Origin of the sequence: Vogesella margarita (genome assembly GCF_028548475.1) — a bacterium.
Classification (GTDB): Bacteria; Pseudomonadota; Gammaproteobacteria; order Burkholderiales; family Chromobacteriaceae; genus Vogesella; species Vogesella margarita.
The window spans coordinates 46,546-66,768 of the sequence record NZ_JAQQLE010000014.1; the positions used below are offsets into that span (position 1 = coordinate 46,546).

Annotated in this window: 12 protein-coding genes; 10 read left to right on the top strand and 2 right to left on the bottom strand. The window is 66.7% G+C overall.

What is annotated here, in order from left to right:
- Positions 1–189: 189 nt before the first annotated feature.
- The 7 genes from PQU96_RS14445 (at position 190) to PQU96_RS14475 (ending at position 11,795) form a co-directional block, all read left to right on the top strand.
- Positions 190–1,632, top strand: a complete 1,443-nt coding sequence (locus PQU96_RS14445; RefSeq protein ID WP_272773108.1) for a M48 family metalloprotease — start codon at positions 190–192, stop codon at positions 1,630–1,632.
- 301 nt (positions 1,633–1,933) lie between these two features.
- Complete coding sequence (gene aceE, locus PQU96_RS14450) at positions 1,934–4,597, top strand: pyruvate dehydrogenase (acetyl-transferring), homodimeric type (RefSeq protein WP_272773111.1); 2,664 nt, start codon at positions 1,934–1,936, stop codon at positions 4,595–4,597.
- A 194-nt stretch (positions 4,598–4,791) separates the two neighbouring features.
- Positions 4,792–6,456 (top strand): dihydrolipoyllysine-residue acetyltransferase, encoded by a 1,665-nt coding sequence (gene aceF, locus PQU96_RS14455; protein ID WP_272773113.1) that lies wholly within the window; start codon positions 4,792–4,794, stop codon positions 6,454–6,456.
- A gap of 107 nt (positions 6,457–6,563) precedes the next feature.
- Positions 6,564–8,366 carry a dihydrolipoyl dehydrogenase gene (lpdA, locus tag PQU96_RS14460; protein WP_272773114.1) on the top strand — a complete coding sequence of 601 codons (1,803 nt, stop codon included), beginning with the start codon at positions 6,564–6,566 and terminating at the stop codon, positions 8,364–8,366.
- Between the two features lie 172 nt (positions 8,367–8,538).
- Positions 8,539–8,970, top strand: a complete 432-nt coding sequence (locus PQU96_RS14465) for a hypothetical protein (protein WP_272773115.1) — start codon at positions 8,539–8,541, stop codon at positions 8,968–8,970.
- A 137-nt stretch (positions 8,971–9,107) separates the two neighbouring features.
- The gene (locus PQU96_RS14470; RefSeq protein ID WP_272773117.1) at positions 9,108–9,644 is read left to right on the top strand and encodes a hypothetical protein; all 537 of its coding nucleotides are present in this window, start codon (positions 9,108–9,110) and stop codon (positions 9,642–9,644) included.
- Between the two features lie 627 nt (positions 9,645–10,271).
- Positions 10,272–11,795 (top strand): cryptochrome/photolyase family protein, encoded by a 1,524-nt coding sequence (locus PQU96_RS14475; protein WP_272773118.1) that lies wholly within the window; start codon positions 10,272–10,274, stop codon positions 11,793–11,795.
- Between the two features lie 110 nt (positions 11,796–11,905).
- Here the strand turns inward: PQU96_RS14475 and trxC are convergent, their stop codons facing one another.
- On the bottom strand, positions 11,906–12,358 hold the full coding sequence (trxC, locus tag PQU96_RS14480; protein WP_272773119.1) for a thioredoxin TrxC: 453 nt from the start codon (positions 12,356–12,358) through the stop codon (positions 11,906–11,908).
- A 194-nt stretch (positions 12,359–12,552) separates the two neighbouring features.
- Positions 12,553–13,323 (bottom strand): class I SAM-dependent methyltransferase, encoded by a 771-nt coding sequence (locus tag PQU96_RS14485; protein ID WP_272773120.1) that lies wholly within the window; start codon positions 13,321–13,323, stop codon positions 12,553–12,555.
- Between the two features lie 223 nt (positions 13,324–13,546).
- On the opposite strand from PQU96_RS14485, the gene PQU96_RS14490 reads away from it, so the two are divergent.
- The 3 genes from PQU96_RS14490 (at position 13,547) to PQU96_RS14500 (ending at position 20,103) form a co-directional block, all read left to right on the top strand.
- Positions 13,547–14,395, top strand: a complete 849-nt coding sequence (locus tag PQU96_RS14490; RefSeq protein ID WP_272773121.1) for a DMT family transporter — start codon at positions 13,547–13,549, stop codon at positions 14,393–14,395.
- Positions 14,396–14,560: 165 nt separating this feature from the next.
- Positions 14,561–16,276, top strand: coding sequence for an autotransporter assembly complex protein TamA (locus PQU96_RS14495; RefSeq protein WP_272773122.1), 1,716 nt, complete (start codon positions 14,561–14,563; stop codon positions 16,274–16,276).
- Positions 16,276–20,103: a translocation/assembly module TamB domain-containing protein gene (locus PQU96_RS14500; protein ID WP_272773123.1), complete on the top strand. Its 3,828-nt coding sequence runs from the start codon at positions 16,276–16,278 to the stop codon at positions 20,101–20,103. Before PQU96_RS14495 ends, PQU96_RS14500 begins: the two co-directional genes overlap by 1 nt.
- Positions 20,104–20,223: the final 120 nt, after the last annotated feature.

The following is a 20,223-nucleotide window of genomic DNA, read 5'->3' on the forward strand; positions in this document are numbered from 1 at the left end:
TCACGATCTGCTGTGCTTCGTGAAACGTTACACGGCGAGTACAGCTTCGGCATGCTTGCTCATATCTGGATAAACGCCGCTTCCTCAGCCGTTTTCGTCTTGTCTCGCGTGAGTGCGCGAGATCGTGAACACGTTCTGAAAACTACGCGCCGCGTGCAACTTCCGGCCGCTGCTGGCTATCATACCGGCATGAAACGATACTCCCGCCACACCCTGCTCGTCGCCAGCCTGCTCGCCACCCTGGCCGCGCCGCCACTGTTCGCCGCCAACGACCTGCCCAATCTGGGCACGGTGGCCGAGTCCGCCTTGTCGCAGGCGGAGGAGAACCGCATCGGGCGCGACATCCTGCGCTCGCTGCGCGGCGACGGCGACGTGATCGACGATGCGGAGGTCAACGCCTACCTCGCCGACCTCGGCGGGCGGCTGGCCGCCGGCGCACAGCTGCCGGGGATGCGTTTTGCCTTCTTCGCCGTCAACGACCGCAGCATCAATGCCTTCGCGCTGCCCGGTGGCGTGATCGGCGTACACAGCGGCCTGCTGCTGGCGACGCAGAGCGAGGGCGAGCTGGCCTCGGTGCTGGCGCACGAGATCGCCCACGTCAGCCAGCGCCATCTGGCGCGGATGCAGGAGGGCGAGGGCAACCGCCACCTGCTGATGCTGGCGGCGATCCTGGCCGGGGTGCTGGCGTCCAATGCCTCCAACGGCGACGTCAGCGCCGGCATGGTCAACGCCGGCGTCGGGCTCGCCGCCAGCCGCCAGCTGGCCTATTCGCGCGATTTCGAACGCGAGGCCGACCGCATCGGCATGCAGTACCTGACCGCCGCCGGTTTCGACGCGCGCAGCATGGCCGGCTTTTTCGACCGCCTGCAGCAGACCCACCGCCACAACGACAACAACGCCTTCGGTTTTTTGCGCACCCACCCGCTGACCGGCGAGCGCGTCAGCGAGGCGCAGAACCGCGCGCAGGGCTACCCGCTGCGCATGCGCGCCGACAGCCAGGATTTCCTGCTGATGCGCGAGAAGCTGCGCCTGGCCACCCTCGGCGCCGCCGAGGCCGAGCGCCACTACCGCACCGCGCTGGCCGCCGGCCGCTTCCTGCAGCCGGGCGCCACCTACTATGGCCTCGCGCGCGCGCTGCTGCAGCTGGGCCGCTACGACGACGCGCAGCAGGCACTGGCCAGTGCGCAGCGGCAACTGTCGCCGCACCCGTCGCTGCTGCTGCTGGGCGGCGACATCCAGCGCGCTGCGGCCAACCTTGACGGCGCGCTGGCGCGCTACGAGCAGGCGCTGCAGCAATTCCCGTCCAACGACGCGCTGTGGCTGGCGCGCATCGACACCCTGTTGCAGGCGCGGCGCAGCGCCGAGGCACGGCAGCAGATCGAGCTGGCGCTCAAGCGCGCACCCGACAACGCGGCGCTGTGGCGGCTGGCGGCGCGCAGCTACGGCGAGGGCGACGCGCTGCGCTACCACGCCGCGCTCGGCCACGCGTTCTATATCGAACAGGAGTTTGAATCGGCACGCATCCAGTACCAGCTCGCCAGCCGCGCCGGCGGCGACGACTTCTACCTGCGCTCCACCGTCGAGGCGCGTTTGCGCGAAATCGACACCCAGCATCCGGCCAAGCCGCGCTGACGCCTGTCCCCCTCGCCGTGTTACCGGCAAAAATCGCAAAAATACAACATATTGCGGCGCAATATCCGTGCCGAAAAAGCCGAATTTGAGCGTTATCCCTATTAGCCACTTCGCGTGTAAAACGTCAGGATTTACACTCTGCGCTATGTAAGAAATTTTTCACTTTCGCAAATTTTATTTGCGGAATTGTTCGATTATAATCCGCCGCAGTTCTGAAAAGCCTTTAGCAAGGCCCCAATGTCATGAAAACAGGCGCTGCCCATGCGGGTAGTGAACTGAAAATATAAAGTGAGGATGTGAGATGGCAGCAATCTACCCTGACGATATCGATCCGGTTGAAACCCACGAGTGGACCGATGCGCTGGAGTCCGTACTGGACAGCGACGGCGCAGAACGCGCCCATTTCCTGCTGGAAAAAATGGTCGAGCGTACCCGCCGTCGCGGCGCGCACCTGCCTTTCGAAGCCACCACCGCTTACCTGAACACCATCCCGGTGGGCAAAGAACAGAAGTCCCCCGGCAATCACGAGATGGAGCACCGCATCCGCTCCATCAACCGCTGGAACGCGATGGCCCTGGTGCTGCGCGCCGGCAAGAAAGACCTGGAACTGGGTGGCCACATTGCCTCCTTCCAGTCCTCCGCCACCCTGTACGACGTCGGCTTCAACCACTTCTGGCGCGCCCACAACGACGAGCAGGAAGGCGATCTGGTGTACTTCCAGGGCCATATCTCTCCTGGCGTGTACGCGCGTGCCTACCTTGAAGGCCGCCTGAACGAAGAGCAGCTGGACAGCTTCCGTCAGGAAGTGGACGGCGGCGGCCTGTCGTCCTATCCGCACCCGTGGCTGATGGAAGACTTCTGGCAGTTCCCGACCGTATCCATGGGCCTGGGCCCGCTGATGGCCATCTACCAGGCTCGCTTCCTGAAGTACCTGGAAAGCCGTGGCCTGGCCAAGACCCCGGGTCGCAAGGTGTGGTGCTTCTGCGGCGACGGCGAGATGGACGAGCCGGAATCCCTGGGCGCGATCGCGCTGGCGGCCCGCGAAGGCCTGGACAACCTGGTGTTCGTGATCAACTGCAACCTGCAGCGTCTGGACGGCCCGGTACGTGGTAACGGCAAGATCATCCAGGAACTGGAAGGCGACTTCCGCGGTTCCGGCTGGAACGTGCTGAAAGTGATCTGGGGCTCCCGTTGGGACCCGCTGCTGGCCATGGACACCAAGGGCCTGCTGAAGAAGCGCATGGACGAGTGCGTGGACGGCGACTACCAGACCTTCAAGTCCAAGGACGGCGCCTACGTTCGCGAACACTTCTTCGGCAAGTACCCGGAGCTGCGCGAGATGGTGGCCAACATGTCCGACGACGAAATCTGGGCACTGAACCGTGGCGGCCACGACCCGCACAAGGTGTACGCGGCGTACCACGAAGCCACCCACAACGCCAACGGCCGTCCGACCGTGATCCTGGCCAAGACCATCAAGGGTTACGGCATGGGCTCGTCCGGCGAAGCACAGAACGTTGCCCACCAGGCCAAGAAAATGGCGCTGGATAACCTGCGCAAGTTCCGCGACCGCTTCGGCATCCCGGTCTCCGACGCCGATCTGGAAAAAGTACCGTACTACAAGCCGGCCGAAGACAGCCCGGAAATGCAGTACATGCGCGAGCGCCGCGCCGCGCTGGGCGGCTACCTGCCGGCCCGCAAACCGGTGAAGACCCCGCTGGCCATCCCGGGCCTGCACGTGTTCGACAGCCAGTTCAACGATTCCGGCGAGCGCGAGTTCTCCACCACCATGGCCTTCGTGCGCCAGCTGGGCATCCTGCTGAAGGACAAGAACATCGGCAAGCAGATCGTGCCGATCGTGCCGGACGAGTCCCGCACCTTCGGTATGGAAGGCATGTTCCGCCAGTACGGCATCTGGTCCACCCAGGGTCAGAACTACGTACCGCAGGACGCCGACCAGCTGATGTTCTACAAGGAATCCAAGGACGGCCAGATGCTGCAGGAAGGCATCAACGAGCCGGGCGCGATGTCCTCGTGGATTGCGGCAGCGACCAGCTACGCCAACCACGGCATCCCGATGATTCCGTTCTACATCTACTACTCGATGTTCGGCTTCCAGCGTATCGGCGACCTGGCCTGGGCAGCCGGCGACATGCGCGCCCGCGGCTTCATGCTCGGCGGCACCGCCGGCCGTACCACCCTGAACGGTGAAGGCCTGCAGCACGAAGACGGCCACAGCCACATCCAGGCCGGCCTGATCCCGAACTGCATCAGCTACGACCCGACCTTCGCCTACGAACTGGCCGTGATCCTGCAGGACGGTCTGCGCCGCATGTATGTCGAGCAGCAGGACGTGTTCTACTACATCACCCTGATGAACGAGAACTACACCCACCCGGCCATGCCGCAGGGCGCCGAAGACGGCATCCTGAAGGGGATGTACCTGTTCAAGGACGGTGGCGACGCCGCGGTGAAAGTGCAGCTGATGGGCTCCGGCACCATCCTGCGCGAAGTGATCGCCGCCGCCGACCTGCTGCGCAACGACTTCGGCATCGCGTCCGACATCTGGAGCGTGACCTCGTTCAACGAGCTGCGCCGTGACGGCATGGAAGCGTCGCGCCACAACCTGCTGCACCCGGTGGGCGAGCAGCGCCAGTCCTACGTCGAGCAGCAGCTGGCCGGCCGTTCCGGCCCGGTGATCGCCGCCACCGACTACATCCGCAACTACGCCGACCAGATCCGTGAATACGTGCCTGGCCGTTACGTGGTGCTGGGTACCGACGGTTACGGCCGCTCCGACAGCCGCGCCAAGCTGCGCGAGTTCTTCGAAGTGGACCGCCGCTACGTCGCCGTGGCCGCGCTGTCGGCCCTGGCACGCGAAGGCAAGATCGACGCCGCCCGCGTCCAGGAAGCCATCACCAAGTACGGTATCAACGTCGCCAAGCTGCCGAGCTGGAAGGTGTAAGGCGCGGCCGCTGCGGCCAACCCTGATCCCGGCGAAAGTCACCCGCGTGGCTTTCGCCGCGCCAGCAACACAGCGCACACCGGCCGCCAGACGGCGGCCGGGATACCAAGCCGAATGTTGGCGGAGCCCGTCGCCGGCAAGGCAGCACGCCTTGCCCGTACTGCGGATCTCCGCCCTACGATGTGGATAGAGCCATGAGCAATCTGATCGAACTGAAAGTGCCCGACATCGGTGGGCACAGCAATGTAGACGTCATCGAAGTCTTCATCCAGCCGGGCCAGACCGTCGCCATCGACGACAGCCTGATCACCCTGGAAACCGACAAAGCCACCATGGAAGTACCGGCCGAAGCCGCCGGCGTGGTGAAGGAAGTGCGCGCCGTACTCGGCGGCAAGATTTCCGAAGGCGACGTGATCGCCATCATCGAAGTGGGCGCCAGCGCCGCCGCACCGGCTCCGGCTGCTGCGGTAGCCGCCCCGGTAGCGGCTGCGCCCGCACCGGTCGCTGCCCCTGCACCCGCTGCCGCGCCGGCCCCGGCCGCTGCGGCCAACGTTGGCCGCAGCGAGATCCGTATTCCGGATATCGGCGGCCACAGCGGCGTCGACGTGATCGAGGTATCGGTCAAGGTCGGCGACGAGATCAAGGTCGACGACAGCCTGATCACGCTGGAAACCGACAAGGCGACCATGGAAGTGCCGGCTACTGCTGCCGGCCGCGTGGTGGAAGTGAAAGTGAAAGTCGGCGACAAGGCCAGCGAAGGCGACCTGATCGTGGTGGTCGAGGGTGCCGGCGCCGCCGCCGCCCCGGCCGCTGCACCTGCTGCCGCTCCGGCTCCGGTCGCTGCCGCCCCTGTGGCCGCCGCGCCGGCGCCTGTCGCTGCTCCGGTGGCAACACCGGTTGCCGCTGCCGTCGCCGCCGCCTTTAACGAAGCCGGCTTCGCCAAGTCGCACGCCGGCCCGTCGGTACGCAAGCTGGCACGTGAGCTGGGCGTGGACCTGTCCAAGGTGAAAGGCTCCGGCCGCAAGGGCCGTATCGTCGAGGATGACGTGAAGGGCTTCGTCAAAGCCATCATGCAGAACCCGGCGGCGCTGGCCCCGGCTGCCGCACCGGCAGGCAACGGTGGCGGTCTCGACCTGCTGCCGTGGCCGAAGGTGGACTTCGCCAAGTTCGGCCCGGTGGAAGTGAAGCCGCTGTCCCGCATCCAGAAGATTTCCGGCGCCAACCTGTCGCGCAACTGGGTGATGATCCCGCACGTGACATTCAACGACGACTGCGATATCACCGAGCTGGAAGACTTCCGCAAGACCATCGGCAAGGAATGGGAAAAGTCCGGCCTGAAGATCAGCCCGCTGGCCTTCATCATCAAGGCCGCCGCCGAGGCGCTGAAAGCCTTCCCGGCCTTCAACAGCTCGCTGGATGGCGACAACCTGGTGCTGAAGCAGTACTACCACATCGGCTTCGCCGCCGACACGCCGAACGGCCTGGTGGTACCGGTGATCAAGAACGTGGACCAGAAGGGCATCAAGCAGATCGCCAAGGAACTGACCGACCTGTCCGCGCTGGCGCGTGACGGCAAGCTCAAGCCTACCGACATGCAGGGTGCCACCTTCACCATCTCCAGCCTGGGCGGTATCGGCGGCACCGGCTTCACGCCTATCGTGAACGCACCGGAAGTGGCCATCCTCGGCGTGTGCAAGTCGCAGATCAAGCCGGTATGGAACGGCAAGGAATTCGCGCCGCGCCTGATGTGCCCGCTGAGCCTGTCCTTCGACCACCGCGTGATCGACGGCGCCGCTGCGGCCCGCTTCACCGTGTACCTGGGCAAGCTGCTGTCCGACGTGCGCCGCCTGATCCTGTAATGGTCGCAGCCGGAAGGTTGGCCGCGGCCAACCTTCGGCTGCCAGCAAGCCATCGTGCCGAATACCGGCGGCGTGCCCTGCGCGCCGCCACCACATGGATGTGAACCATGAGCAATCTGATTGAACTGAAAGTGCCGGACATCGGCGGCCACAGCAATGTGGACGTGATCGAGGTGTTCGTGAAAGTCGGCGACACCGTTGCCAAGGACGACAGCCTGATCACGCTGGAAACCGACAAGGCCACCATGGAAGTGCCGGCCGAACACGCCGGTGTGATCAAGGAACTGCGCACCGCCGTCGGCGGCAAGATCTCCGAAGGCGACGTCATCGCCATCATCGAGGCTGCCGGTGCCGCTGCTGCGGCTCCTGCCCCGGCTGCTGCCGCTCCTGCTGCCGCTCCTGCTGCCGCGCCGGCCGCTGCACCTGTAGCCGCCCCGGTGGCAGCACCAGTTGCCGCCAGCCACGCCGGTGCTGCCGACATCGAATGCGACGTGCTGGTCCTGGGCGCCGGCCCTGGCGGTTACTCCGCCGCCTTCCGCGCTGCCGACCTGGGCCTGAAAGTGGTACTGGTCGAGCGTTACGCCACCCTCGGCGGCGTGTGCCTGAACGTGGGCTGCATCCCGTCCAAGGCGCTGCTGCACAACGCGGCGGTGATCGATGAGGTGAAACACCTGGCCGCCAACGGCATCAAGTTTGCCGCGCCGGAAATCGACATCGACATGCTGCGTGGCTACAAGGAAAAGGTCATCGGCAAGCTGACCGGCGGTCTGGCCGGCATGGCCAAGGCGCGCAAGGTACAGGTTGTACGCGGCGTCGGCCAGTTCCTGGACCCGTACCACCTGCAGGTGGAAACCACCGAAGGCAGCGGTCAGGACAAGACCGGCGCCAAGCAGGTGATCAAGTTCAAGAACGCCATCATCGCTGCCGGTAGCCGCGTGGTGAACCTGCCGTTCATTCCGCAAGACCCGCGCATCGTCGACTCCACCGGCGCGCTGGAACTGAAAGCCGTGCCGAACAAGATGCTGGTGATCGGCGGCGGCATCATTGGTCTGGAAATGGGTACCGTGTACTCCACGCTGGGCGCGCGCCTGGACGTGGTGGAAATGATGGACGGCCTGATGCAGGGTCCGGACCGTGATCTGGTGAAGGTATGGGAAAAGTACAACGCCCATCGCTTCGACAACATCATGACCGGCACCAAAACCGTGGCCGTCGAGGCCAAGGAAGACGGCATCTACGTGACCTTTGAAGGCGCCAAGGCCCCGGCCGAACCGCAGCGTTACGACCTGGTACTGGTCGCCGCCGGCCGCGCGCCGAACGGCAAGCTGATCGGCGCGGAAAACGCCGGTATCGCCGTCACCGACCGCGGCTTCATCGAAGTCGACAAGCAGCAGCGCACCAACGTGCCGCACATCTACGCCATCGGCGACATCGTTGGCCAGCCGATGCTGGCGCACAAGGCGGTGCACGAGGCGCACGTGGCGGCGGAAAACTGCGCCGGGCAGAAAGCCTACTTCGACGCCCGCGTGATTCCGGGCGTGGCCTACACCGATCCGGAAGTGGCCTGGGTCGGCGTGACCGAAGAATCGGCCAAGCGTGACGGCATCAAGATCGAAAAAGCGGTGTTCCCGTGGGCTGCTTCCGGCCGCGCCATCGCCAACGGTCGCGACGAAGGCTTCACCAAGCTGATTTTCGACGCCGAAACGCATCAGGTCATCGGCGGCGCCATCGTGGGCACCCACGCCGGCGACATGCTGGGCGAAATCTGCCTGGCCATCGAAATGGGCTGCGACGCCACCGACATCGGCAAGACCATCCATGCGCACCCGACACTGGGCGAGAGCATCGGCATGGCCGCCGAAGTGGCACACGGCAGCTGCACCGACCTGCCGCCGCAACGCAAGAAGTAAACGTGTGACTGCGGCCAAGGTTGGCCGCAGTGAAGACGAGAAAGGGCAAGCCTGATGAGGGCTTGCCCTTTTGTCATGGCCGTGATTTATGTCATGTGATTATAATGGTTGCTGGTTAGCACTTGTGGGCGTGTCGTTCGTTCGACAGATAGCGCAGCTTAAGGAGGGAAGGATGAGTATAGGGTCCTTGTTCAGCCGTGGTGTGGTCCTACTGGCATGGGCATTTTTTATGTTTCTGTTTAGCCTCGGCGATTCTCCATCGTATGGCGCAATGATTTTCGTCACCATCTTTGCGGTACTTTTTCTTGCCGGGATGCAGCTGTCGCATTATCCGAAGGGTGGCTATGACCCTAAAGCCTTGATCTATTGCGAAATCCTTGTCGTATGCTTGGCGAGCATCATTCTGGGTTTGCTAGGTCTCATCGTCAGCCACGTCCTGCATGGCAGGTTGAATACCGCGGGTGGCTTGGTTATCTTGCTGGCCGCATTTTTGTCGAAGTTGAGCGTGGCCTATGTGGAGATCAAGATGTGGTGGCTTTGGTATCTGACCCAGCACCGCTGGTGGCACCGGCCACGCAAGATCCCGTCGCAGCACAAGAAGTAAGTAAAGGTAGGTTGGGTCAGCTGCTGGTCGGGATGGTGGTGAGTGCGGAGATCAAAACGGAGGGACGACTGATGATGGATTACTTCTTGAGCCAACTATTAAAAATCAGCGAATAATAATTAAAATAAGGATAAGACGTGAATGTACATAATGTATGTTTTTTTATTCTGTTGATTTTGCAGGGTTGCCAGCCAAGTGGTTCACATCTCTCCATTTCACCAAAGAATGGTGGAGATTTGATTGTTAATTTACAAAGTTGTAACTTTCCATTTCAGGAAGTTAATTACATAGCTTTTCATACTGACATTGATGACAATCATTCTGGGTTTTCATGTGCTATTGGAGCGCCTGCTGATGATTTTGTTGAGATAAGAGAGGAAAGATCATTGGATATGAGTTTTAGGTTGAAAAATTACAATCTAATTGGTATTGAAAATGATTACACCATTTATTCAAATGGTCGGTATGAGATTGTTAGTTACCATAATGATGGTATGACTGTTTATTTGCAATACTCCATTAGATACGATGGTAGTATAAATATTTATAAAATATACCAAAATGGATTAAGTGTTTCAGTTGCATTTGATAGCCAGTCAAGAGATCGAGCGTTTCTTGTGAAAAAATCGAGAGCTATTCTGGAGTCAAAGTTTAATAATCTGATGAAAGGCTAACGCGGTAGGTTGTGCTGAGCTTGCAAAGCCCAACGTTTACCGCGACCACATACCCAAGGTTGGCCGCAAGTCGTCACGGCTTTGCGGCCAACCTTGTTTTGTCTGGGGTATCCGCTGCGCGGATGTTTTTTATCTGCCGCTTTCCGCGCGGCGGCGGGTGACTTTCTTTTGCTTCGCCAAAAGAAAGTCACCAAAGAAAAGGCGACCCGACGGCGCAGGAATTCCCGTACCAGCGGCCACCATCCCGGCGCCGCCCATACGCTGCGCTCAAAAGAGGGCGGCTTGTTTCCGGGCTGGCGGCCGCTGCTACGGCCTGCGCCAACGGGGGTGGGGCGAGTCGGTTCGGTTTTGGCTGGCGGTGGAATGGCTTGTGGCCAACCTTGGCTCATTCCAGCGCTTTTACTTTCGAGTTTTTCACGGTTAATCGTCGTCTTTGCCTTTGTCCGTGTTTTCCGTGTTCTTCCGTGGCAAAAAAATCAAAGCCGATTACCGCGCCAAGGTTGGCCGCAAGCCGTGACGGCTGTGTGGCCAGGCTTGTGTTATCGGCACGCCGTCGCGCTGTGACCTGGCCTGATGGCATCATGCAACGGCTCGCCATGCTGGTGGGCCGTTTGTCTGGGAGACTGCATGCAACTGCGCCTGATTCTGGGGGACCAGCTCAACGCTGGCCATAGCTGGTACCGCGAACGCCGCGGCGATGTGGTGTACGTGATGATGGAAATCCGCAGCGAGACCGGTTACGTCCGCCACCACGCGCAGAAGGTGCTGGCGCTGTTTGCCGCCATGCGCTGTTTTGCCGGAGCGCTGCAGGCGGCCGGTCATCGCGTGCATTACCTGCGCATTGGCGATGCGGCCAACCGCCACGACTTTGCGGCCAACCTGGGTTGGCTGGCCGCGCATTATGCTGCCGACAGCCTGGCCTGCCAGCAGGCGGACGAGCGTCGGGTGGATGTGCTCCTGGCGGCGCTGCAGCAGCAGCTGGGCCTGCCGCTGAGCGTGGTGGACAGCGAGCATTTCTACACCGCGCGTGATGAGGCGGCAGCGCTGTTCGGCAGCAAGGGCTGGCGTATGGAAACCTTCTACCGCCACATGCGCCAGCGTCACGGCGTGCTGCTGGATGGCGCCGGCAAGCCTGAAGGCGGGCAGTGGAACTACGATGCGGCCAACCGCGAGCCGTATCGCGGCGAGGTGCCGCTGGCGCCGTGGCCGTTTGCCGGCCACGACGAACGCGCGCTGTGGCAGGAAATCGTGGATGCCGGCGTGCAGACGCTGGGTGAGCCGCAGGCCGACGCGCTGCGCTGGCCGCTGAGCCGGCGCGAGGCGCGCGCCTGGCTGGCCGATTTCATCCGGCAGCGGCTGCGACACTTTGGCCGCTATCAGGACGCGCTGGTGCACGACGAGGCCTGGCTGTTTCACAGCGGGCTGAGTTTTGCGCTGAATACCAAGATGCTGTCGCCGCACGAGGTGGTGCACGCCGCCGAGGCCGCGTGGCGCAGCGACCCGACGCTGCCGCTGGCCAGCGTCGAGGGCTTCATCCGCCAGATTCTGGGTTGGCGCGAATACGTGCGCGGCGTGTACTGGGCGCGGCCGGATTTCGGCCGCGTCAACGTGCTGCAGCACAGCCGGCCGTTGCCGCGCTGGTTCTGGGATGGCGACACCGGCATGGCCTGCGTGGCGCAGGCGGTGCGCGGCAGCCTGCAGCACGCCTACGCCCACCACATCCAGCGCCTGATGGTCACCGGCAACATCGCGCTGCTGCTGGGCTGCGATCCGGACGAAGTGGATGCCTGGTATCTGGGCATCTACATCGATGCCTTCGAGTGGGTGGAGCAGCCCAACACGCGCGGCATGAGCCAGTGGGCCGATGGCGGCTTCATGGCCAGCAAGCCCTATGTGTCCGGCGGCGCCTATCTGGCGCGCATGGGCGACCACTGCGCGCACTGCCGCTACACGGTCAAGCAGAAAACCGGGCCGCAAGCCTGCCCGTTCAACAGCCTGTACTGGCACTTTCTGGCTCGGCACGAGGCGACGCTGGCGGCCAACCCGCGCCTGGCCATGCCCTACGCCAGCTGGCGCAAGATGGATGCGGCGACGCGGCAGGCGCTGCTGGCGCAGGCTGACGCCTGTATCCGGAACGCCGATACGCTGTAGCAATCATCCCCGGATGCGCTGTCGCCTATCCGGGCGACACGTGTTCATGCCCGGCAAGGTTGGCCGCAGGTCGTGCCGTCTTACGCTGCGCCAACCCGACCTGCACACGCTTACCGCCCCGCCTTCTGTAGCCCGGCGGCGATCCAGCGCTGGATGCTGGCTGCGTCCATGGCGCCGGCCTGGCGGGCAATCTCGCGCCCGCCGACGAACAGGATCAGGGTCGGGATGCTGCGGATGGCGAAGCGCTGGCCGAGGGTGGTTTCGTTCTGGGTGTTGATCTTGGCGAAGCGCACCTGCGGCAGGGCGGCGGCGGCCTGGGCGAAGGCCGGGCCCATCATCTGGCAGGGGCCGCACCACGGCGCCCAGAAATCCACCACCACCGGGATGTCGTTGCGCGAGATGTGGCGCTCGGCGTGGTCCACGGTCAGTTCCAGCGGTTTGCCGGTCAGCAGCGGCTGGTGGCACTGGCCGCAGTTGGGGCCGTCGGTGAGGCGGCTGGCGGGGACGCGGTTGAGCGCGTGGCAGTGCGGGCAGGCCAGGTGCAGGGCGGTGGGGGTGTTCATGGCAGGCTCCAGGGGGTCTCTGCTGGCCATATCGGTGCGGTGTGGCCACTTTCAAGGCTTGGCGCCTGCTGCCGGTCCGTGCGGCCAGCCGCCTGACGCACTGGGCTGACCTTGGCCGGGCACCTGCCGCAGCTCAGGCCGCAAGGTTGGCCGCAGGCGTCACCGCCTTGCGGCCAACGTTAGCCTGTGCCCGCTCAGCCGGCGCGCTGGCCCCACCACAGCCCGGTGCGGGTGGTGAAGCTGCCGTCGGCTTCCAGTTGCAGCGCGCTAGCGACTTCCTGCGGCGCCTCCTGCTGCAGCTGGCGCAGCAGGGCGACTTTTTCCGGCGGCGTGCGCATGCGGCTGACCCAGCTGCCGAATTCCAGCCGCAGCGGCCAGCCTTGCTGCTGTTGCAGGCTGATGCCGGCGTCGGCCAGCAGCCGGCGCCATTCCGCGTCGGAACGGTCGCGGATGTGGGAGCGGTCGCGCAGCAATTCCCAGCACTGCAGGTGGGTGTCGACCAGCGCGTCGGCGTCGGTTTCCACATCGATCAGCAGCAGGTAACCGCCGGGGCGCAGCACGCGGCACATCTCGCGCACGCCGGCGGCGAGGTCCAGCCAGTGGTGGGCGCTGTAGCGGCTGGCGACCAGGTCGAAGCTGGCGTCGGCAAACGGCAGCGCGGCGGCGTCGCCCTGTTGCGTGACGATGTTGGCGTGGCCGTTGGCGGCGGCTGCCGTGGCGACGGTAGCCAGCATCCCCGGCGCCGGGTCCAGCGCCACCACTTCGCCCAGCAGCGGCGCCAGCGCGAAGCTGAGGTGGCCGGCGCCACAGCCGACATCGAGGGTGCGGCCGTCGCGTGGCAGGTGGGCGGCGACCAGCTGTTGCGCAGCGGCGAGGTCGGGGCCGGCGGCGTGCACCGCGCTGGTGAGGTAGGCTTGCGCCTGCGGGTCGAACTGTTGCCGGGTGGCCTGGTGATGGCTGCTCATGTCGGGTGCTCCGCAATAGGGGAACACCGACCTTAACCGCTGCCGGATAGGGGTACAAGATAAGCAGTTATCATGGTATCCGCGCTACCTGCCTGTGCGGCTGGCAGTGGCCGGCGCGCGCCGGCGCCGCAAAAAGCGGTTATGGTAGGCAGTACCAGCCGCTGGCGGCGCTCGCCAGTGGCCTATCCCGATTTCTTGCCCTATCCCTGTTAAAGGAGCCGCCGTGACCCCACGCGTGCAGACCCTGTGGCTGACCTGGCTGGCGATGCTGGCCTTTGCCGGCAATTCGCTGCTGTGCCGGCTGGCGCTGAGCAGCACCGGCATCGACGCCGCCAGTTTCACCGCGATCCGCCTGCTGTCCGGCGCGCTGATGCTGGCGGCGCTGGTGGCGTGGCAAACGCGGCGCTGGCCGGCGGCCGGCAGCTGGCGCGGCGCGGCGGCGCTATTCGTCTACGCCGCCGCGTTCTCGTTTGCCTATCTCAGCCTGCCGGCGGCCAGTGGCGCGCTGTGCCTCTTCGGCGCGGTGCAGGCGACCATGATCGCCTGCGGCTGGTGGCAGGGCGAACGCCTGGCCGCCCGCCAGTGGCTGGGGTTTGCCGCCGCGCTGGGCGGGCTGTTGCTGCTGCTGTTGCCGGGGGCGTCGGCGCCGCCGCTGGGCGGCATGTTGCTGATGTTGCTGGCCGGCATGGCGTGGGGTGCGTATTCGCTGCTCGGGCGCGGCGCCGGCGACGCCACCGCGGTGACCGCCGGCAATTTCCTGCGTGCGCTGCCGCTGGCCTTGCTGTTGTGGCTGTGGCAGGCGCCGCCCTTGTCGCCGCCGGCGGCCGGGGTAGGGTACGCGGTGGCATCGGGGGCGCTGGCGTCCGGCCTCGGCTACGCGATCTGGTATCGCGCGCTGCGCGGGCTGAGTGCCAGCAGCGCGGCCACGGTGCAGCTGAGCGTGCCGCTGCTGACGGCGCTGGCCGGCTGGCTGCTGCTGGCCGAGCAGCCGGGCTGGCGCCTGCTGGTGGCGGCGCTGGCGATACTCGGCGGCATCGCGCTGGTGATCCGTGCGCGGCCGCAGCGCGCCTAGACGGCGTCGGCGCCGGCAAGGTTGGCCGCAACCCCGGCTGCGTGGGGAACATGGCGCGGTGGCGAGGGTCTGTTGCAGGGCGCCGGCCGTGTGAATGTCATTTTTCATCGCGCGGCAACTGCACTACCATGGGCGCTTGCCCACCCACCTTCCGATTGTCTGCCCATGTATCGCGTCCTGTTCCTGCTTGCCTGCCTGCCCCTGTCTGCCCACGCGCTGGATTACCGCGTTGAGCTGGAGGCGCCGTCGGAGCTGGCCGGGCTGCTGCGCGACAACCTCGACCTGTACACGCTGCAGCAGGACGAGGCGCTGACGGCGCAGGACCTGGACAGCATCGTGGCCGGCACCCCGGCCGAGGCGCGCGCGCTGCTGGAGACCGAGGGCTATTTCGACAGCGAGGTCAAGGTTGGCCGCGACGGCGACACGGTGCGGGTGCAGGTCAGCGCCGGCGCGCCGGTGATCGTGCGCGCGGTCGATGTCACGCTGCAGGGGCCGGTGCGGCAGCAGGCGGATTTCAGCCGCTTTCTTTCCAAGGTGATGGAAGACTGGGCGCTGCCGGAGGGGGCGGTGTTCCGCCAGGACGACTGGGACAGCAGCAAGAAGGCGGCGCTGCGCCCCTTCCTGCTCGACCGCTTCCCGCAGGCGAAGATCAGCGCTTCGCAGGTGCGCATCGACCCGGCCAGCCGTGAGGCGCGGGTGACGCTGACGGTGGACAGCGGGCCGCTGATCCGCTTCGGCGACTTCCGCATCGACGGCCTGCAGCGCTATCCGGCAAGCATCGTCAGCGGCATGGCCGATTTCGCGCCCGGCGCGCCGTACTCGCAGCCGTCTCTGCTGGCGTTGCAGGCGGCGCTGGAGAACGATCCGCACTTCACCGGCGTGGTGGTGGCGCCGCTGTGGGAGCAGCGGCAGGGCGACACCGTGCCGTTGGGCATCACCCTGAGCGAGCAGCAGCGGCAGAAGCTGGAGGTCGGCCTCAACTACAGCACCGGCGACGGCGCCGGCACCCGCCTGGGTTACGAACACTACAACCTGCTGCGCCGCGGCTATACCGGCTCGGTGGCCTACGACTGGAAAAAGTCGCGGCAGCAGCTGGATCTGGGCCTCGGCTTCTCGCGTGGCAGCGACGGCTACGCGCACAGCCTCAACCTGCAGCAGCGCCACGCCGAGCAGAACCTGACCATCACCGACGCCACCGAGCTGGGCCTGTTCCGCGTGCGCCAGCAAGGCGAGATCGAGGCCCGCTTCGGCGTGGAATACCTGATCGAACGCGAGCAGATCGAGGGCGAGGCCACCCGCGACAACAAGGCGCTGGTGCTGTCCTACGGCTGGGCAAAGCGCGCGGTGGACAACCCGCTGCGCCCTGCGGCCGGCTACCTGCTGGAGGGGCACGTGTCCGGCGCCGGGCTGGCGGCGGACACCCGCTTCCTGCGCGGCTACGGCCGCGGTGCGCTGTACTGGAGCCCGTCCTTCATGCGCGGCACCTGGCTCACGCGGCTGGAGCTGGGCCAGGTGTGGGCCGACGACGCGCTGCAGGTGCCGGCGTCGCGCCTGTTCAAGGCCGGCGGCGTCGGCAGCGTGCGCGGCTACGACTACCAGAGCCTGGGCATCGTCAGCCCGGACAGCGGCGCGGTCACCGGCGGCCGCGTGCTGGCCACCGCGACGCTGGAGTACCAGTATCCGCTGACACCGGCGTGGCGGCTGGCGGCGTTTGTCGATGGCGGTGACGCCGCCGACAGCTGGCAGAGCTGGCGCCTGGCGCGCGCACAGGGGGTCGGCGTGCGCTGGCTCAGCCCGCTGGCGCCGCTGGCGTTCGACATCGCCTACGGCGCGCGCGACCAGCGCTGGCGCTGGAACCTCAACCTGGGGCTGGCCTTCTGATGGCGCACACCGAAGACCTGCTGCCGTCGTCGCCGCCGGCCGATGTGCCCCCCGTGATACCGGAACCGCCGCCGCCGCCGCGCCGCCGCCTGCGGTGGTTGCGCTGGCTGCTGCTGGCACTGTTGCTGTTGCTGCTCGGTGTCGGCGGCGCGCTGGCGTGGTTCACCGCCACGCCGCTAGGCTTCGCCAGCCTGTGGCCGCTGCTGGAGCGCGCCAGCGGCGGCCAGCTCAAGGTTGGCCGCAGCCACGGCACGCTGTGGCACGGCTTCGTGCTGGAAGACATCCGCTGGCAGACGCCGCAACAGCAGCTGGCGCTGAGCCGGCTGCAGCTGGCATGGTCGCCGCAGCGGCTGTGGCAGCGCCAGTTGCAGATCGAACAATTGCACCTGGGCGTGCTGCGTTATCACGGCAGCCAGCCGTCCGACGGCCGGCCGCCGCAAGCGCCGGCCCACTTGCGCCTGCCGCTGGAGGTCGCCATCGACAGCCTGCGTCTGGACTCGCTGCAGCTGGGTGATGCGCCGCCGCTGCTGAACGCGCTCGACGCCGGCTACCACTACCGGCAACAGCAGCACGCACTGGTGTTGCGCCGGCTGGACAGCCCGTGGGGGCGGATGCACGCCAGCGTGGCGCTGGGCAGCCGCGCGCCGTTCGCGCTCGGCGGGCGGCTGGAATACGATGGCGCGCTGGAAGGCGTCGCCAGCCGCGGTGTGCTGACGCTGCAGCAGACGCTGCTGGCGCCGCGCGTCAGCGGCAGTGTCAGCGCGCTGGGCCTGTCGGCCGAGCTGAACGCGCGGCTGCGCCCGTTCGCGCCGCAGGCGCTGCAACGCCTGCAGCAGCTGGACGTGCGCGTCGGCGGCATCAATCCGCAGGCCTTGCAGCCGGCCTGGCCGCAGGCACGGCTGGGCCTCGCGCTGCAGCTGGCACCGGGAGCTAGCGGCGTGCTCGACGGTGGCGTGTCGCTGATCAACTACCAGCCGGGCGCGCTCAGCGCGCGGCGGCTGCCGCTGTCGCTGCTGTACGGGCCGTTCCGCATCCGCGACGACACCCTGTACCTGGACAATCTGGTGGCGGAGCTGGCCGACGGCCGCGCCACCCTGAACGGCAGCGCCAGCCCCGCCGCGCTGGCGCTGGCGCTGCACCTGGACGGCATCCACAGCCAAGCGCTGCTGGCCGACTTGCCCTCGCACCGCATCGGCGGTGATATCCGCGTGAGCGGCAGCGCGCGCGCGCCGCAACTGGCGCTGGCATTGGCCAGCGGCAAGCTGTCGCTACGCGGCGGCCTGGCGATGCCGGCGCCGCAGCAGTGGCAATTGCGCCAGCTGCAGCTGGGCACCGGCGCCGGCCGGCTGCTGCTGGACGGCACGCTGGCGCTGGGCGAGGTGCCGCGGCTGGACGCGCAGGGCAGGCTGCAGGCGCTGAACCCGGCGGCGCTGTCGCCGCAGCTGCCGGTGGGCAATATCAACGGCAATTTCAGCGCCAGGGTGAGCCTCGCGCCCGCGCCGCAGGGCGAGCTGCAATTGCAGCTGACGCCGGGCACGCTGTCTGGCGCGCCCCTGTCCGGCCGGCTGCAGGCCGGCTGGCAGGCGCAGCGGCTGAGTACGCTGCAGGGGCAGCTGCAGCTGGGCGGCAACAGCCTGCGCCTTGCCGGTAGCTACGGCAAGCCGGGCGACCGCTTGCAGATGCAGCTCGACGCGCCGCAGCTGGGCCTGCTCGGCCCGGCGTTTGCCGGACGGGTGCGCGGCGAGCTGGACCTGGGCGGGGTGCCGGCGCGGCCGCAGCTGCGCGCCGACCTGCAGGCCAGCGAGCTGCGCCTGCCGGGCGCGCTGACGGTGGCCAGCCTCAGCCTGCAGGGCGAGAGCGGCATCGCCGACGACAGCCCGCTGCGCCTGCGCCTCGACGGCCGCGCGCTGGCGCTGGGCGAGCGGCAGCTGGCGCGGCTGAGCCTGCAGGCCGAGGGCAGCCGCCTCGCGCACCGGCTGCAGCTGAGTGCCGCCGGCCGCCTGCAACAGCACGAACAGCAGCTGCAATTGCAATTGGCCGGCGGTTTCGAGCGCGGCGGCAGCAACTGGCGCGGCACGCTGCAGCAGCTGGAGGCGACGGGCTGGGTGCCGCTGCGCCTGCAGCAGCCGGTGGCGCTGCGCGCGGGGGCGGCCAACGTTTCGCTGGCGGCCAGCCGCTGGCAGGCGCTGGGCGCGCAGTGGCAGCTGGGCGAGAGCGGCTGGCAGCGCGGCGGCGGCTGGCGCAGCGAGGGCCGGGTGCAGGGGCTGGCCTTGTCGGCACTGGCGCCGTGGTTCAGCCCGCCCTTGCGCCAGACGCTGGTGTTCGACGCCGGCTGGCAGCTGAACGGCGCACAAGGTTGGCCGCAAGGCAGCATGGAACTACAGCGCACGCAGGGCGATGTCTGGCTGCCGGCGCCGGCCGGCGATCAGGCGCTGGGGCTGAGCCGGGCGATGCTGCGTGTCGGCCTCGGCGAGCGCGGGCCGCTGGCATTGGCGCTGGACAGCCGCTTCGGCAAGCTCGCCGCCGACGGCAGCGTGCTGTGGGGCAACGGTGGCAATGTCGCCAACGCGGCGCTGACCGGCAGCGTGCGGCTGCAATTGCCGTCGCTGGCGCAGGCGCAACCGTGGCTGAAGGCGGGCATGGAGTTGTCCGGCAGTCTCGACGCCACGCTGCAACTGGGCGGCACGCTGTCGTCGCCGACGCTGGACGGGCCGCTGCTGGGCCGTGACTTGCGCTTCGTCGAGCGCCGCAACGGCATCCGCCTGGAGCAGGGCCAGCTGCAGGCACGGCTGGCCGGCCAGCAGCTGCTGATCGACAGCCTGCGCTTCGGCAAGCAGGGCGAGCTGACCGGCAGTGGCCGCATCGACCTGTTCCAGGCGACGCCGGATGTGCTGTTGCTGCTCGACTTCAAGCGCTTCGCCGCACTGGAGCGGCCGGGGCGGCGCCTGCTGCTGTCCGGGCGCAGCCGCGTCGAGGTGAAGCAGCGGGTGGTGACGCTGAGCGGCAACCTCAGTGTCGACGAGGGCCGCATCGACATCCCGAAACTGGGCGGGCCGCGCCTGTCCGACGACGTGGTGGTGCTGGGGCGCGAGGTGGTCGACGACGCCGGCAACCGCTGGCCGCTGGCGCTGGATCTGCGCATCGCGCTCGGCGACAAGTTGCGCTTCGGCGGCAACGGGCTGGAGGCGTGGCTGGGCGGCGAGGTGCGGCTGCTGGCGGAGCAGGGCGGCACGCTGCAGGCGCGCGGCCAGATCCGCGTCGACAAGGGCCGCTTCAAGGCCTACGGCCAGGATCTGGACATCAGCCGCGGCGTGGTCACCTTCAGCGGGCCGCTGGACAACCCGGCGCTGGACCTGCGCGCCACGCGCCGCTTCTCGCCGGTCGGCGCCGGGGTCGAGGTGCGCGGCGCGCTGCTGACGCCGACGGTGAAGCTGGTGGCGGACGAGGCGATGTCGGAGAAGGACAAGCTGTCGTGGCTGGTGCTGGGCCGCGCCGCCGCGGCCGGCGACAACACCGGGGGCGCCGGTGCCGCCGCCGGCGGCATGCTCGCCGGCCTGATCAACGACCAGGTCGGGCTGTTCGACGACATCGGCGTGCAGTCGCGGGCGGAGAGCACCAGCAGCGCCGGCGTGGTCAGCCCGGCGGAGCAGGTGGTGACGCTGGGCAAGCAGCTGACGCGCGAGCTGTACGTCGGCTACGAGTACGGGCTGAAGAGCGCCGAGCAGGCGCTGAAGGTCAGCTACCAGCTGTCGCGCACGCTGTCGCTGATCGGCCGCGCCGGCCGCGACGCGTCGACGGAAGTGCGCTATACCCGCCGCTTCGACTGAGGCGTGGTGTAGTGCCTGCGGCAACGGATCGCAATGGCGCGACGCGGCGTTAAAATGCCTGTGGCCTGCTTGTTTGTTTCTGGATAAACACCGTTTCCTCCGGCGTTTTTGCCTTGTCTT

Bases quoted from the DNA above. Each gene is read 5' to 3' on its own strand.
- PQU96_RS14445 (WP_272773108.1), top strand. From the start codon at position 190: ATGAAACGATACTCCCGCCACACCCTGCTCGTCGCCAGCCTGCTCGCC.
- aceE (WP_272773111.1), top strand. From the start codon at position 1,934: ATGGCAGCAATCTACCCTGACGATATCGATCCGGTTGAAACCCACGAG.
- aceF (WP_272773113.1), top strand. From the start codon at position 4,792: ATGAGCAATCTGATCGAACTGAAAGTGCCCGACATCGGTGGGCACAGC.
- lpdA (WP_272773114.1), top strand. From the start codon at position 6,564: ATGAGCAATCTGATTGAACTGAAAGTGCCGGACATCGGCGGCCACAGC.
- PQU96_RS14465 (WP_272773115.1), top strand. From the start codon at position 8,539: ATGAGTATAGGGTCCTTGTTCAGCCGTGGTGTGGTCCTACTGGCATGG.
- PQU96_RS14475 (WP_272773118.1), top strand. From the start codon at position 10,272: ATGCAACTGCGCCTGATTCTGGGGGACCAGCTCAACGCTGGCCATAGC.
- trxC (WP_272773119.1), bottom strand. From the start codon at position 12,358: ATGAACACCCCCACCGCCCTGCACCTGGCCTGCCCGCACTGCCACGCG.
- PQU96_RS14485 (WP_272773120.1), bottom strand. From the start codon at position 13,323: ATGAGCAGCCATCACCAGGCCACCCGGCAACAGTTCGACCCGCAGGCG.
- PQU96_RS14495 (WP_272773122.1), top strand. From the start codon at position 14,561: ATGTATCGCGTCCTGTTCCTGCTTGCCTGCCTGCCCCTGTCTGCCCAC.
- PQU96_RS14500 (WP_272773123.1), top strand. From the start codon at position 16,276: ATGGCGCACACCGAAGACCTGCTGCCGTCGTCGCCGCCGGCCGATGTG.